A 13,414-nucleotide genomic window follows, 5' to 3' on the forward strand; every position below is an offset into this window, starting at 1 on the left:
CAAATTACTCAGCGGTATGAGCGTCGGAGGCGCAGGCAGGTTTGCCCGCCGCGTATTTAAGACTGGGGTCGACCAGCGCATCAAAGCGTTTCAGCGCTTCGGAGCCGATCAGCAGCGGGTATTGGAAGGCGCTGCGGTCAGTCAAGTTCACTTCGATACTGCGTAAAGCGGTGCCCATGCAGATGTCCAGGGCGATGACTGGACGGGCGGTGTAGTTCTTGTCTTCATCGGGGTCGTAGTCACCGGCGCGGCGCTTGATCTTGCTCACGCGGGCCAGGGGGCGCTCGATGGGGTGGGAGTGTGCGGTGTCGATGGCCAGGTAGAAGCGCACCCAGGACTCGCCGTTGCGCTTGAAGCGCTTGATGTCGCGGGCGCTCAAGGACGCGGTCTTGGCCCCGGTGTCGAGCTTGGCGGCCACTTCCAGGTCAATGCCGGCCAACTTGGCGTATTCATTGAGTCCATAAACGGTCTTCTCGGCAGCAACGCCAAGGCCCGGGATAAACAGTAGAAGCAAAAGGGGGAAGGGCTTGAGTCTCATAAATCCTGACGCGGTGCAGTGCGATGTTCAATTCAAGGCGACTGGCATTGCTGCGCAAGCTCCCTCGTGCGCCTTTTCATCCAGGGATGTGAGGCAAAAGTGGCCGGCATTCTAACATGAAGGTTTTCTGGCGCCAGCGCTGGCAGCCGGCCATGCCCCGATAGAGTGCAAGGCGGGTTATTAGACGATTGTCGACAATGTGTATTTATTCTTTGACTATCCGGGGCTGATTGGCTAGTTTTTGCGGCATTGCTTTTAAAGGTGTCGACAATATGCTGGATCAACTGGAAACCCCAGTGATGGCCCAAGACGATTCCCAGACCATGTCCGAGAACGTCTTCCGGCGTATCCAGGCCGCCATCGTCAAGGGCGAAATCGCCCCCGGCAGCAAGATCTCCGAGCCGGAACTGGCGCGCACCTATGGCATCAGCCGTGGCCCGCTGCGCGAGGCGATTCATCGCCTGGAAGGCCAGCGCCTGCTGGTGCGCATCCCCCATGTGGGCGCGCGAGTGGTCTCGTTGAGCCATGAAGAACTGATCGAACTCTACGAAATCCGCGAATCCCTGGAAGGCATGGCCTGCCGCCTGGCCGCCGAGCGCATGACCGACGCCGAGATCGAAGAGCTGCGCCAGGTGTTGCACACCCACGAGCGCGATGCGGCCTTCCAGGCCGGTGTCGGCTACTACCAGCAGGAAGGCGACTTCGATTTTCATTACCGGATAATTCAAGGCGCCGGTAATCGCACCCTGACCCAAATGTTGTGCGGCGAGCTGTATCAGTTGGTGCGCATGTACCGCATCCAATTCTCCGCCACCCCCAATCGTCCACGCCAGGCCTTTGCCGAGCATCACCGCATTCTTGACGCGATTGCCGATCGCGACGGTGAACTGGCCGAGTTGTTGATGCGCCGGCATATCGGTGCCTCCAAACGCAACATTGCCCGTCACTTCCCGGACGGCGCTCCCCAATCACGAGGTGAGTCATGAGTTCCAATAACAACACCACTCCAGGCCAGCGTTTCCGTGACGCGGTTGCCAGCGAGCACCCGTTGCAGGTAGTCGGCGCGATCAACGCCAACCATGCGCTGCTGGCCAAGCGCGCCGGCTTCAAGGCGATCTACCTGTCGGGTGGCGGGGTGGCTGCCGGCTCCCTCGGTGTGCCGGACCTGGGCATCACCGGCCTGGATGACGTGCTGACGGACGTGCGCCGCATCACCGACGTGTGCGACCTGCCGCTGCTGGTGGACGTGGACACCGGTTTCGGCTCCTCCGCGTTCAACGTGGCGCGCACCGTCAAGTCGATGATCAAGTTCGGCGCGGCGGCGATCCATATCGAAGACCAGGTGGGCGCCAAGCGTTGCGGCCATCGCCCGAACAAAGAAATCGTGTCCCAGCAGGAAATGGTCGACCGCATCAAGGCTGCGGTGGATGCGCGTACCGATGACAGCTTCGTGATCATGGCCCGCACCGACGCACTGGCCGTGGAAGGTTTGGAATCCGCCCTGGAACGTGCGGCCGCCTGCATTGAGGCCGGCGCCGACATGGTCTTCCCGGAAGCCATCACTGAGCTTGAGATGTACAAGCTGTTCGCCTCTCGCGTGAAAGCGCCGATCCTGGCCAACATCACCGAATTCGGTGCGACACCTCTCTATACCGTCGATCAACTGAAATCTGCGGATGTTTCCATCGTCCTGTACCCGCTCTCGGCCTTCCGCGCCATGAACAAGGCGGCCGAGAACGTCTACACCGCGATCCGTCGCGACGGCACCCAGCAGAACGTGATCGACACCATGCAAACCCGCATGGAGCTTTATGATCGCATCGACTACCACACCTTCGAGCAGAAGCTCGACGCGCTGTTCGCCGCCAAGAAGTAACGCGAGCGCCTCACTAATAACTACAAGATTGGAGATAACCATGGCCGAAGCAAAAGTACTCAGTGGAGCTGGCCTGCGTGGCCAGGTTGCCGGGCAAACCGCACTGTCCACCGTGGGCCAGGCCGGTGCCGGCTTGACCTATCGCGGCTACGACGTGCGCGAACTCGCCGCCGATGCCCAGTTTGAAGAAGTCGCCTACCTGCTGCTCTACGGCGAACTGCCGACCAAAGCCGAACTGGCCGCCTACACCGCCAAGCTCGGCAAACTGCGCGACCTGCCCCAGGCGCTGAAAGAAGTGCTGGAACGCATCCCCGCCGACGCGCACCCGATGGACGTGATGCGCACCGGTTGCTCGTTCCTGGGCAACATCGAGCCGGAGAAAGACTTCAGCGTGCAGCGCGATGTGACCGACCGCCTGCTCGCCGCGTTCCCGGCGATCATGTGCTACTGGTACCGCTTCAGCCACGACGGCCAGCGCATTAACTGCGTGACCGACGAGCCGAGCATCGGCGGGCACTTCCTGCACCTGCTGCACGACAAGAAGCCCAGCGACTTGCACGTCAAGGTGATGAACGTGTCGCTGATTCTCTACGCCGAGCACGAATTCAACGCCTCGACCTTCACCGCCCGCGTGTGTGCGTCGACCCTGTCGGACCTGTATTCCTGCGTGACTGCCGCCATCGGCTCCCTGCGTGGCCCGCTGCACGGCGGCGCCAATGAAGCGGCGATGGAGATGATCGAGCGTTTCTCTTCCGCCCAGGAAGCGGTGGAAGGCACCCTCGGCATGCTGGCGCGCAAGGACAAGATCATGGGCTTTGGCCACGCGATCTATAAAGACAGCGACCCGCGTAATGAAGTGATCAAGGCCTGGTCGAAAAAACTCGCCGACGAAGTGGGCGACACCGTGCTGTTCCCGGTTTCCGAAGCCATCGACAAGACCATGTGGGAGCAGAAGAAACTGTTCCCCAACGCCGACTTCTACCATGCCTCGGCGTACCACTTCATGGGCATCCCGACGAAGCTGTTCACCCCAATTTTCGTCTGCTCGCGGCTGACAGGATGGGCAGCTCACGTGTTCGAGCAGCGAGCCAACAACCGCATCATCCGTCCGAGCGCCGAGTACATCGGCGTTGAGCAGCGCAAGTTCGTGCCAATCGAACGTCGCTGAGTGGAGAAACCGCTGATCTTGAGGTGAAACCGGATCAAAAATGTGGGAGCGGGCTTGCTCGCGAAGGCGGTGTGACAGTCGCCATGTGTGTTGCATGACACACCGCTTTCGCGAGCAAGCCCGCTCCCACATTTTGATCGCATTCCACCTTGGATCAGCAACGGTTCTTCCTTTTGCAACTACCGTGACCGAGTCCTGACGATGAACACTGAACACCGCAAAGCGCTCCCCGGCAGCCGCCTCGATTTCTTTGACGCCCGCGCGGCAGTCGATGCAATCACCCCCGGCGCCTACGCCACACTGCCGTACACCTCCCGCGTGCTCGCGGAAAACCTGGTGCGTCGCTGTGACCCCGCAACCCTCAATGCCTCCTTGAGCCAACTGATCGAGCGCAAACGCGACCTCGACTTCCCGTGGTTCCCGGCCCGCGTGGTGTGCCACGACATCCTCGGCCAGACCGCCCTGGTGGACCTTGCCGGCCTGCGCGACGCCATCGCCCTGCAAGGCGGTGACCCGGCCCAGGTCAACCCGGTGGTGCCGACCCAACTGATCGTCGACCACTCCCTGGCCGTCGAAGCCGGTGGTTCTGACCCGCAGGCGTTCGAGAAAAATCGCGCCATCGAAGACCGTCGCAACGAAGACCGTTTCCACTTTATCGAGTGGACCAAAAAGGCCTTCAAGAACGTCGACGTGATCCCGCCGGGCAACGGCATCATGCACCAGATCAACCTGGAGAAAATGTCTCCGGTGATCCAGGTACGTGACGGCGTGGCCTTCCCGGATACCTGCGTCGGCACCGACAGCCACACGCCTCACGTTGATGCCTTGGGCGTGATCGCCATCGGCGTTGGCGGCCTTGAAGCAGAGAGCGTGATGCTCGGCCGCGCCTCGTGGATGCGCCTGCCGGAAAGTGTTGGCGTGGAGCTGACGGGCAAGCTGCAACCGGGCATCACCGCCACCGACATGGTGCTGGCGCTGACCGAGTTCCTGCGCAAGCAGAAGGTCGTCGGTGCGTGGCTGGAGTTCTTCGGTGAAGGTGCTTCGGCGCTGACCCTGGGCGACCGTGCCACCATTTCCAACATGGCCCCGGAATACGGCGCCACCGCCGCGATGTTTTACATCGACCAACAGACCATCGCCTACCTGAAGCTCACCGGCCGTGAAGACGAGCAAGTCACCCTGGTGGAGCAGTACGCTCGCCACACCGGCCTGTGGGCGGACGACCTCAAGGGCGCGCAATACGAGCGTGGCCTGAGCTTCGATTTGTCCTCGGTGGTGCGCAACATGGCCGGCCCGAGCAACCCCCACGCCCGCGTCGCCACCAGCGATCTGGCGGCCAAGGGCATCTCCGGCCAGTGGGATGACGTGCCGGGGCAAATGCCCGACGGCGCGGTGATCATCGCCGCCATCACCAGTTGCACCAACACCAGCAACCCGCGCAACGTGATTGCCGCCGGCCTGCTGGCACGCAATGCCAACAAGCTCGGCCTGGCCCGCAAGCCGTGGGTCAAGTCGTCCCTGGCACCGGGTTCGAAAACCGTCGCGATGTACCTCGACGAAGCCGGGCTGACCACCGAGCTGGAGCAGTTGGGTTTCGGCGTGGTGGCGTTCGCCTGCACCACCTGCAACGGCATGTCCGGCGCACTCGATCCGGTGATCCAGCAAGAGATCATCGACCGCGACCTGTACGCCACCGCCGTGCTTTCGGGTAACCGCAACTTCGACGGCCGTATCCACCCGTACGCCAAGCAAGCGTTCCTCGCGTCGCCGCCGCTGGTGGTGGCCTATGCGATTGCCGGCACCATCCGTTTCGACATCGAAAAAGACGTGCTGGGCCTGGACGCCAATGGCAAGGAAATCCGCCTCAAGGACATCTGGCCAAGCGACGAAGAAATCGACGCGGTGGTCAAGGCGTCGGTCAAGCCGGAGCAGTTTCGCCAGGTGTACATCCCGATGTTCGCGATCCACGAAGACACCGGCCCGAAGGTCACGCCGCTGTACGACTGGCGCCCGCAGAGCACCTACATCCGTCGCCCGCCGTACTGGGAAGGTGCCCTGGCCGGTGCACGTCCGCTCAAGGGCATGCGCCCGCTGGCGGTGCTGCCGGACAACATCACTACCGATCACCTGTCGCCGTCCAACGCGATCATGCTCGACAGCGCCGCCGGCGAATACCTGGCGAAAATGGGCCTGCCGGAAGTCGACTTCAACTCTTACGCGACCCATCGTGGCGACCACTTGACCGCGCAGCGCGCCACCTTCGCCAACCCGAAACTGTTCAATGAAATGGTGGTTGAAGACGGCAAGGTCAAACAGGGTTCGCTGGCGCGCCTGGAGCCGGAAGGCAAGGTCACGCGCATGTGGGAAGCCATCGAAACCTACATGGAGCGCAAGCAGCCGCTGATCATCATTGCCGGCGCCGACTACGGCCAGGGTTCGTCCCGTGACTGGGCGGCCAAGGGCGTACGCCTGGCCGGTGTTGAAGCGATTGCCGCCGAAGGTTTCGAGCGCATCCACCGCACCAACCTGGTGGGCATGGGCGTGCTGCCGCTGGAGTTCCTGCCGGGCACCGACCGCAAGACCCTGAAGATCGACGGCACTGAAACCTACGACGTGATCGGCGAACGCACCCCGCGTGCGCAACTGACGTTGCTGATCAACCGCAAGAACGGCGAGCGTGTCGAGGTGCCGGTGACCTGCCGCCTGGACACGGCTGAAGAAGTGTCGATCTACGAGGCGGGCGGCGTGTTGCAACGTTTTGCCCAGGACTTCCTGGAATCGGCTGTAACTGCCTGACAACTGCGGCCGGGGCCAACGCCCCGGCCCATGAGGACCACCATGGCACACGTACCGCAGATCAAGATTCCCGCCACCTACATGCGTGGCGGCACCAGTAAAGGCGTGTTTTTCAGCCTCAAGGATTTGCCCGAGTCGGCCCAGGTGCCGGGCGCGGCGCGGGATGCGCTGTTGTTGCGGGTGATCGGCAGCCCCGACCCGTATGACAAGCAGATCGACGGCATGGGCGGCGCGACTTCCAGCACCAGCAAAACCGTGATCCTGGCCAAAAGTACCCGAGCCGATCACGACGTGGACTACCTGTTCGGCCAGGTGTCCATCGACAAACCGTTCGTGGACTGGAGCGGCAACTGCGGCAACCTGTCGGCGGCGGTGGGTTCGTTCGCCATCAGCGCCGGCCTGGTAGATGCCGCGCGCATTCCGCACAACGGCGTGGCCGTGGTGCGGGTGTGGCAGGCGAATATCGCCAAGACCATCATCGCTCACGTACCGATCACCGACGGCGCGGTGCAGGAAACCGGCGACTTCGAACTCGACGGCGTGACCTTCCCGGCCGCCGAGGTGCAGCTGGAATTCATGGACCCGGCGGCGGAAGAAGAGGGCGGCGGTGGCTCGATGTTCCCTACCGGCAACCTGGTGGATGACCTGGACGTGCCGGGTGTCGGCACGTTCAAGGCGACGCTGATCAATGCCGGGATTCCCACCATCTTCATCAACGCCCAGGACCTGGGTTACACCGGCACCGAGCTGCAGAGCGCGATCAATGGCGACCCCAAGGCCCTGGCGATGTTTGAAACCATCCGGGCCCATGGTGCGCTGCGCATGGGCTTGATCAAGCACCTGGACGAGGCGGCCCAGCGTCAGCACACGCCAAAGGTGGCGTTTGTGGCGCGGCCTGCGGACTACGTGGCGTCCAGCGGCAAGGCGATCAAGGCGGGTGATGTCGACCTGCTGGTGCGGGCGCTGTCCATGGGCAAGTTGCACCACGCGATGATGGGCACGGCGGCGGTGGCGATTGGCACGGCGGCGGCGATTTCCGGCACGCTGGTGAATTTGGCGGCGGGCGGCGTGGAGCGCAATGCGGTGCGGTTCGGGCATCCCTCCGGGACGTTGCGCGTAGGCGCCGAGGCCAGCCAGATCGACGGTGAATGGGTCGTGAAAAAAGCCATCATGAGCCGCAGTGCGCGAGTGTTGATGGAAGGGTTCGTACGCGTCCCCGGCGACGCTTTCTAACCGATCGTTCCCACGCTCTGCGTGGGAATGTATCCCGTGACGCTCTGCGTCACCCTTGCGCCGTACGGGACGCGAAGCGTCCAAGGCGGCATTCCCACGCAGAGCGTGGGAACGAACACCCTGACCCTGAGGATGGACCACACCTAACCCACTTTGGAGTACTGCCATGAGCGCCAACGTCGACCAGAACAACCGCCCCGACTACGACCAGGTCCTGCAGGACATCGCCGACTACGTACTGAATTTCAGGATCGAATCCCGCGATGCCCTCGACACCGCCCGCAACTGCCTGATGGACACCCTCGGTTGCGGCCTGCTGGCCCTGCGTTTCCCGGAGTGCACCAAGCACCTGGGGCCGATCGTCGAAGGCACGGTGGTGCCGTTCGGCGCACGGGTGCCGGGCACCTCGTTCCGCCTGGACCCGGTCAAGGCCGCATGGGACATCGGCTGCATCGTGCGCTGGCTCGACTACAACGACACCTGGCTTGCCGCCGAATGGGGTCACCCTTCCGATAACCTCGGTGGCATCCTCGCGGTCGCCGACCATCTCTCGCAAAAACGCCTGGCCAACGGCGACGCACCGCTGACCGTGCGGGCAGTGCTGGAGGCGATGATCATGGCCCACGAAATCCAGGGTGTGATTGCCCTGGAAAACTCCTTCAACCGTGTCGGCCTTGACCACGTGCTGCTGGTGAAAGTCGCCTCCACCGCCGTCACCGCCAAGCTGATGGGCGCCAACCGTGAGCAACTGCTGTCGGCCCTGTCCCAGGCGTTTGTCGATGGCCAGGCATTGCGTACTTATCGTCATGCGCCGAACGCCGGTTCGCGCAAGTCGTGGGCGGCGGGGGATGCGTCGAGTCGCGGGGTGCGCCTGGCGGATATCGCCATGCGCGGCGAGATGGGCATTCCCGGTGTGTTGAGCGCGCCGCAGTGGGGCTTCTATGACGTGCTGTTCAGCCACACCAACAAGGACCTGGCGCTCAAGCCCGAAGACAAGCGCGCCTTCAGCCTGTCGCAGCCCTACGGCACGTATGTGATGGAGAACGTACTGTTCAAGATCAGCTTCCCCGCCGAGTTCCACGCACAAACCGCCTGCGAGGCAGCAGTCACCCTGCACCCACAGGTGAAGCACCGCCTGCATGAGATCGACAGGATTGTCATCACCACCCACGAGTCGGCGATCCGGATCATCTCCAAGGTCGGGCAGTTGGCCAACGCGGCGGACCGCGATCATTGCCTGCAGTACATGACCGCTGTACCGCTGGCGTTTGGCAACCTGGTGGCCGAGCAATACGAAGATGAATTCCACGCGGCCCATCCGATCATCGATGAGCTGCGCGAAAAGATGGTCATCGTCGAGGAGCCGCGCTACAGCTGCGAATACCTGGAGGCCGACAAGCGCTCCATCGCCAATGCGGTGCAGGTGTTCTTCAAGGATGGTTCCAGCACCGAACAGGTGGCCGTGGAATACCCGATTGGCCACCGTCGCCGTCGGGTGGATGGCATTCCGTTGCTTGAAGACAAGTTCAAGGCCAACCTGGCGACCCGGTTTACCGCGCAGCGCAGTGCCGAGATTTTTGCGCTGTGCAAGGATCAGGCACGGCTTGAGGCCACTCCGGTAAACCGGTTTGTGGACCTGTTCGTCATCTGAAGAACACCACTGGTCAAATGTGGGAGCGGGCTTGCTCGCGAATGCGGAGTGTCAGCCAATACATATATGGCTGATCCACCGCATTCGCGAGCAAGCCCGCTCCCACATTAAACCTACATGCTGCCTTCCACATCATCCAGGCTGAACGTCTCGGTATGGTCGTCATAGGAGAAGATCTCCGCATACCGCCCCCAGGCCACCACGCTTTCCAGGGTTTTCTCCACAAAGGCTTCCGTCATCGAGTCTTCCAGTTCCTGCTCGAAGCGCACCCGTGGCGCCCGGTGGCCGCTGCGCTCAAGCAACACCTGGTGAATGCGCGCGGCCAATGGCACGTGGCGGATCAAGTGTTCGGCGAACAGGGTTTTACGCTCCTGGGTGCCGTAGTCGGCGAACAGTTTGCCGGCATCGGTCAGGGTGATATCGGCACCCTTGAGTTCGGCGAAGCCCAAATGCTCAAGCATCTCCGCCACCGGGAACAGATCGTCGACTTCCAGCAAACGCCGTTCAGCCACGGTAGGCAGGCCGGCGTGGCCATTGTAGGGCTCGGCGGCCAGGGTTTCGATCAGGCCAGCCATCAGGTTGGTGGAGACTTCCGGCAACAGGCTGCCCATTTTCAGCTCAGGCAAACCTCTGCTCGCGTCGGCGCTGCGGCGGTCGGTCATCAGGGCGTAGATGTCGTCGACCATTTGCCGGAAGGTCGGGTCCAGGCGGTTGCGCGGGTGGGCAAACGGCACCTTGATCTCGGCCACCACCCGGCCAGGGTTGGACGACAGCACCAGGATGCGGTCGCACATCAGCACCGCTTCTTCGATGTTGTGGGTCACGATCAGGATCGATTTGATCGGCAGTTGCTTGCCGCTCCACAGATCCAGCAAGTCGGTGCGCAGGGTTTCAGCGGTGAGCACGTCCAGCGCCGAGAACGGTTCGTCCATCAGCAGCAGGGTCGGGTTCACCACCAGCCCACGGGCGAAACCCACGCGTTGGCGCATGCCGCCGGACAGTTCGCGCGGGTAGGCGTTTTCAAAACCGTCCAGGCCGATCAGGTCGATGGCCGCCAGGGCGCGCCTGCGGGATTCCTTGCGCTCGACCTGCAAGGCTTGCAGGCCGGCCTCGACGTTTTCCAGCACGGTCAGCCACGGGAACAGCGCGAAGGTCTGGAACACCATGGCCACGCCTTCGGCCGGGCCGTTGAGCGGCGCGCCGTTGTAGCGCACTTCGCCCGACGACGGCTGAATCAGCCCGGCGATGATGCGCAGCAAGGTCGACTTGCCCGAGCCGGACCGGCCGAGCATGCCGACAATCTCGCCTTCGTGCAGGCTCAAGTTCACGCCGCTGAGGACTTGCAGCTCGTCTTTACCTTTGCCGAACACCCGGTTCACGTTTTTCAACGAGTAGATTTCCGGAGTGTCGGCGGCATGCTCGGTATAGGTAGTCATCACAGCGAGTCCCATCAATTCAGACGAAGTTTGTTTTCAGCCATGGCGTACATCGGCCGCCACACAGCGCGGTTGAACGCCACCACGAAGATCGACATCACCACCACGCCCAGGGCGATCTTCGGGAAGTCGCCGGCCGCGGTGGTCTGGGCGATGTAGGCGCCCAGCCCGTGGGCGACCACGTTGTCGTGGCCCCAGGACACGTACTCGGACACAATACTGGCGTTCCAGGCACCCCCCGAGGCGGTAATCGCGCCGGTGACGTAGTACGGGAAAATCCCCGGCAGCATCACCTTGCGCCACCACAACCAGCCGCGAATGCGGAAGTTGGCGGCGGCTTCCTTGAAGTCATTCGGGAACGCGCTGGCTCCGGCGATCACGTTGAACAGGATGTACCACTGGGTGCCCAGCACAATCAGCGGGCTCAGCCAGATATCCGGGTTGAGGTTGTAGTGCAGGATCACGATGACGAACACCGGGAACAGCAGGTTCGCCGGGAAGGCCGCAAGGAACTGCGCCAGCGGCTGGATTTTTTCCGCAAGCGCAGGGCGCAAGCCGATCATCACGCCCAGCGGCACCCAGATCAGCGAGGCGATCAGGATCAGGCCGACCACCCGCAACAACGTGATCAGCCCTAGCACGAATACATGGCCGACTTCGGCGAGGGTCACTTCGGTGCCGACGTACTGCACGATGTGGTACAGCGCATAAGCGGCCAGCAGCGCGATGAGCGCGCCCCATACCCAGTCGATCACTTTTGACGCTTTCGGGGTTTCTGCCGGCAGCGCCTTGAGTGCACCGCCCGCCAGGCTGAAGCGCTTGTTGCCAATGCGGCTGATGGCGCGGGTGACAGGCCGCAGGATGCGCTGGACGATGCGCGTGCGCTGGATCAGGTTCAGCAGCCAGGATTGCGGCGCGGCACCCTGGGAGGCGGTGGTTTCCATGCGGAACTTGTCGGCCCAGGCCACCAGTGGGCGGAACAGGAACTGGTCGTACATCAGGATGACCACAATCATCGCCAGGATCACGTAGCCCACGGCGTGCAGGTCTTTCTGGGCAATCGCCAGGGCCAGGTATGAGCCCACGCCCGGCAAGGTGATGGTCTTGTCGCCGACGGTAATGGCCTCGGAGGCGACCACGAAAAACCAGCCGCCGGACATGCTCATCATCATGTTCCACACCAGCCCGGGCATGGCGAAGGGCACGTCGAGCTTCCAGAACCGCTGCCAACCGGAAAGTCGCAGGTTGGTTGACACTTCCACCAGGTCATGGGGCAGCATGCGCAGCGACTGGTAGAAGCTGAACGTCATGTTCCAGGCCTGGCTGGTGAAAATCGCAAAGATGGCCGCGAACTCCGCGCCGAGCACACGCCCGGGGAACAGCAGCAGGAAGAACGTCACTGTGAACGAGATGTAACCCAGCACTGGTACTGATTGCAGGATGTCGAGCACGGGCACCAGCAGTTTCTCGGCGCGCCGGCTTTTGGCGGCCAGGGTGCCGTACAACAGGGTGAACACCAGCGCTGCAACCATCGCCGCCAGCATGCGCATCGTGGTGCGCATCGCGTATTCCGGCAGGTTGGCCGGGTCCAGCGAGATCACTTCACTCTGCAGGGTGGCGATAGGCGCCCAGGTTTCCCGCGCAGTGATGGAGAAAAACAGTAAAAAGCCGATCACCAGGGGCAGGGCGACCAAATCCCAGCGGTTGGGGAGCAAGCGCAATGTGGATGCAGGGATGTAGTGACGGAACACTCTTTTCATAGGCAGTCATTCCTGCAGCGTTCAGGTTCAGGGGCGTGATGGGAGTGAGCTTAGCTGCTGCACGAATGACCCACCGAGAAGGGCGGGCGCTGTTTTCGCGAGTCAGGGGCAACGAGGCGTTGCTGGCGGGATTGTACGTTTCTGAATGTTACAAGCGCATAAATTTGCTGTCAGTTTCCTGTACGAACGGCGACTAGGGCGTCGGCGCCCCGGTCGTCGCTCGGCGGTTATTCAAACCGCAGGATCACCCTGCGATTGTGTTTGCTCTTCTTCTCGATTTTTTCGCAGAACACCCGGCCGATTTCCTCGGTATTGGTCACATGGGTGCCGCCGCAGGGCTGGATATCGATCCCGGCGATTTCAATCACCCGTACTGCCCCCTGGATGACCGGTGGCGCCACCGCCTGGGTGCGAGTGATCTGCAGCAGGGTTGAATACTCCGAGGCGGGCATGGACAGGGTTTTCACCCCATGAGCCTGTTCGATCAAGGCATTGAGGTCACGGGTGATGGTCTCTTTGTCGAGGGTCATTTCCGGCAGGTCGAAATCCAGGCGGCCCTTGTCGGCGCCGATGCTGCAACCGGTCACCGGAGCGTCGATGATCGAGCACAGGAGGTGCAGGCAGGTGTGCATTTTCATGTGCTGGTAGCGACGTTCCCAGTCCAGGCTGGCGTCTACCTGCATCCCGGCGGCCAGTTGCTCGGGGCAGTGTTCTACCTGGTGCCAGATGATCGAGCGCAGCACCGGGTCACGCACGGTGCCGGTGATGTCGACGCGGCTGCCGTCGGGCAGGATGAAATGGCCGGTGTCCCCCGGTTGGCCGCCGCCGGTGGGGTAGAACAGCGTGTGCTCCAGGGCGATTCCCTGTTCGCTGACGGCAATCACCCGCGCACTGAAGGCATTCTGGTAAGGCGCGCTGTCGAACAGCGCGAGGGTTTCCATGGTGTGCACGGACAT

Annotated in this window: 10 protein-coding genes; 6 read left to right on the forward strand and 4 right to left on the reverse strand. The window is 62.4% G+C overall.

All coding sequences use genetic code 11. The features are described 5' to 3' along the window. Window positions 1–4 precede the first annotated feature (4 nt). Entirely contained in the window at window positions 5–538 is a 534-nt protein-coding gene (locus HX801_RS27155; protein WP_023659091.1) for an ATP-dependent zinc protease, read from the reverse strand. A gap of 272 nt (window positions 539–810) precedes the next feature. Between HX801_RS27155 and HX801_RS27160 the strand changes: the two genes are divergently transcribed. The 6 genes from HX801_RS27160 to prpD all read left to right on the forward strand — a co-directional run bounded on the left by HX801_RS27160 (window position 811) and on the right by prpD (window position 9,262). Further along, window positions 811–1,524 (forward strand): GntR family transcriptional regulator, encoded by a 714-nt coding sequence (locus HX801_RS27160; protein ID WP_008432676.1) that lies wholly within the window; start codon window positions 811–813, stop codon window positions 1,522–1,524. Beyond that, window positions 1,521–2,414 (forward strand): methylisocitrate lyase, encoded by an 894-nt coding sequence (gene prpB / locus HX801_RS27165; RefSeq protein ID WP_003214976.1) that lies wholly within the window; start codon window positions 1,521–1,523, stop codon window positions 2,412–2,414. Before HX801_RS27160 ends, prpB begins: the two co-directional genes overlap by 4 nt. Before the next feature lie 40 nt (window positions 2,415–2,454). Next, complete coding sequence (gene prpC / locus HX801_RS27170) at window positions 2,455–3,582, forward strand: 2-methylcitrate synthase (protein WP_008432675.1); 1,128 nt, start codon at window positions 2,455–2,457, stop codon at window positions 3,580–3,582. 201 nt (window positions 3,583–3,783) lie between these two features. After that, the gene (gene acnD, locus HX801_RS27175; RefSeq protein WP_102605101.1) at window positions 3,784–6,378 is read left to right on the forward strand and encodes a Fe/S-dependent 2-methylisocitrate dehydratase AcnD; all 2,595 of its coding nucleotides are present in this window, start codon (window positions 3,784–3,786) and stop codon (window positions 6,376–6,378) included. Between the two features lie 42 nt (window positions 6,379–6,420). Then, entirely contained in the window at window positions 6,421–7,611 is a 1,191-nt protein-coding gene (gene prpF / locus HX801_RS27180) for a 2-methylaconitate cis-trans isomerase PrpF (protein ID WP_177023060.1), read from the forward strand. Window positions 7,612–7,777: 166 nt separating this feature from the next. Then, window positions 7,778–9,262 carry a 2-methylcitrate dehydratase gene (prpD, locus tag HX801_RS27185; protein WP_177023061.1) on the forward strand — a complete coding sequence of 495 codons (1,485 nt, stop codon included), beginning with the start codon at window positions 7,778–7,780 and terminating at the stop codon, window positions 9,260–9,262. Between the two features lie 113 nt (window positions 9,263–9,375). Here prpD and HX801_RS27190 read toward each other — a convergent pair whose 3' ends face one another. From HX801_RS27190 to HX801_RS27200, 3 genes are all read right to left on the reverse strand, one after another. Next, complete coding sequence (locus HX801_RS27190) at window positions 9,376–10,698, reverse strand: AAA-associated domain-containing protein (protein ID WP_177023062.1); 1,323 nt, start codon at window positions 10,696–10,698, stop codon at window positions 9,376–9,378. Between the two features lie 14 nt (window positions 10,699–10,712). Beyond that, window positions 10,713–12,458, reverse strand: a complete 1,746-nt coding sequence (locus HX801_RS27195; protein WP_003214988.1) for an ABC transporter permease subunit — start codon at window positions 12,456–12,458, stop codon at window positions 10,713–10,715. 227 nt (window positions 12,459–12,685) lie between these two features. Next, window positions 12,686–13,414: an alanyl-tRNA editing protein gene (locus tag HX801_RS27200; RefSeq protein WP_003214990.1), complete on the reverse strand. Its 729-nt coding sequence runs from the start codon at window positions 13,412–13,414 to the stop codon at window positions 12,686–12,688.

Origin of the sequence: Pseudomonas sp. G1002, assembly GCF_013385455.1 — a bacterium.
GTDB lineage: Bacteria > Pseudomonadota > Gammaproteobacteria > Pseudomonadales > Pseudomonadaceae > Aquipseudomonas.

Coding starts and splice junctions, on each gene's coding strand:
- acnD (WP_102605101.1), top strand. CDS start 3,784: ATGAACACTGAACACCGCAAAGCGCTCCCCGGCAGCCGCCTCGATTTC.
- HX801_RS27160 (WP_008432676.1), top strand. CDS start 811: ATGCTGGATCAACTGGAAACCCCAGTGATGGCCCAAGACGATTCCCAG.
- HX801_RS27200 (WP_003214990.1), bottom strand. CDS start 13,414: ATGTCCGTGCACACCATGGAAACCCTCGCGCTGTTCGACAGCGCGCCT.
- HX801_RS27155 (WP_023659091.1), bottom strand. CDS start 538: ATGAGACTCAAGCCCTTCCCCCTTTTGCTTCTACTGTTTATCCCGGGC.
- prpD (WP_177023061.1), top strand. CDS start 7,778: ATGAGCGCCAACGTCGACCAGAACAACCGCCCCGACTACGACCAGGTC.
- prpF (WP_177023060.1), top strand. CDS start 6,421: ATGGCACACGTACCGCAGATCAAGATTCCCGCCACCTACATGCGTGGC.
- prpB (WP_003214976.1), top strand. CDS start 1,521: ATGAGTTCCAATAACAACACCACTCCAGGCCAGCGTTTCCGTGACGCG.
- prpC (WP_008432675.1), top strand. CDS start 2,455: ATGGCCGAAGCAAAAGTACTCAGTGGAGCTGGCCTGCGTGGCCAGGTT.
- HX801_RS27195 (WP_003214988.1), bottom strand. CDS start 12,458: ATGAAAAGAGTGTTCCGTCACTACATCCCTGCATCCACATTGCGCTTG.
- HX801_RS27190 (WP_177023062.1), bottom strand. CDS start 10,698: ATGACTACCTATACCGAGCATGCCGCCGACACTCCGGAAATCTACTCG.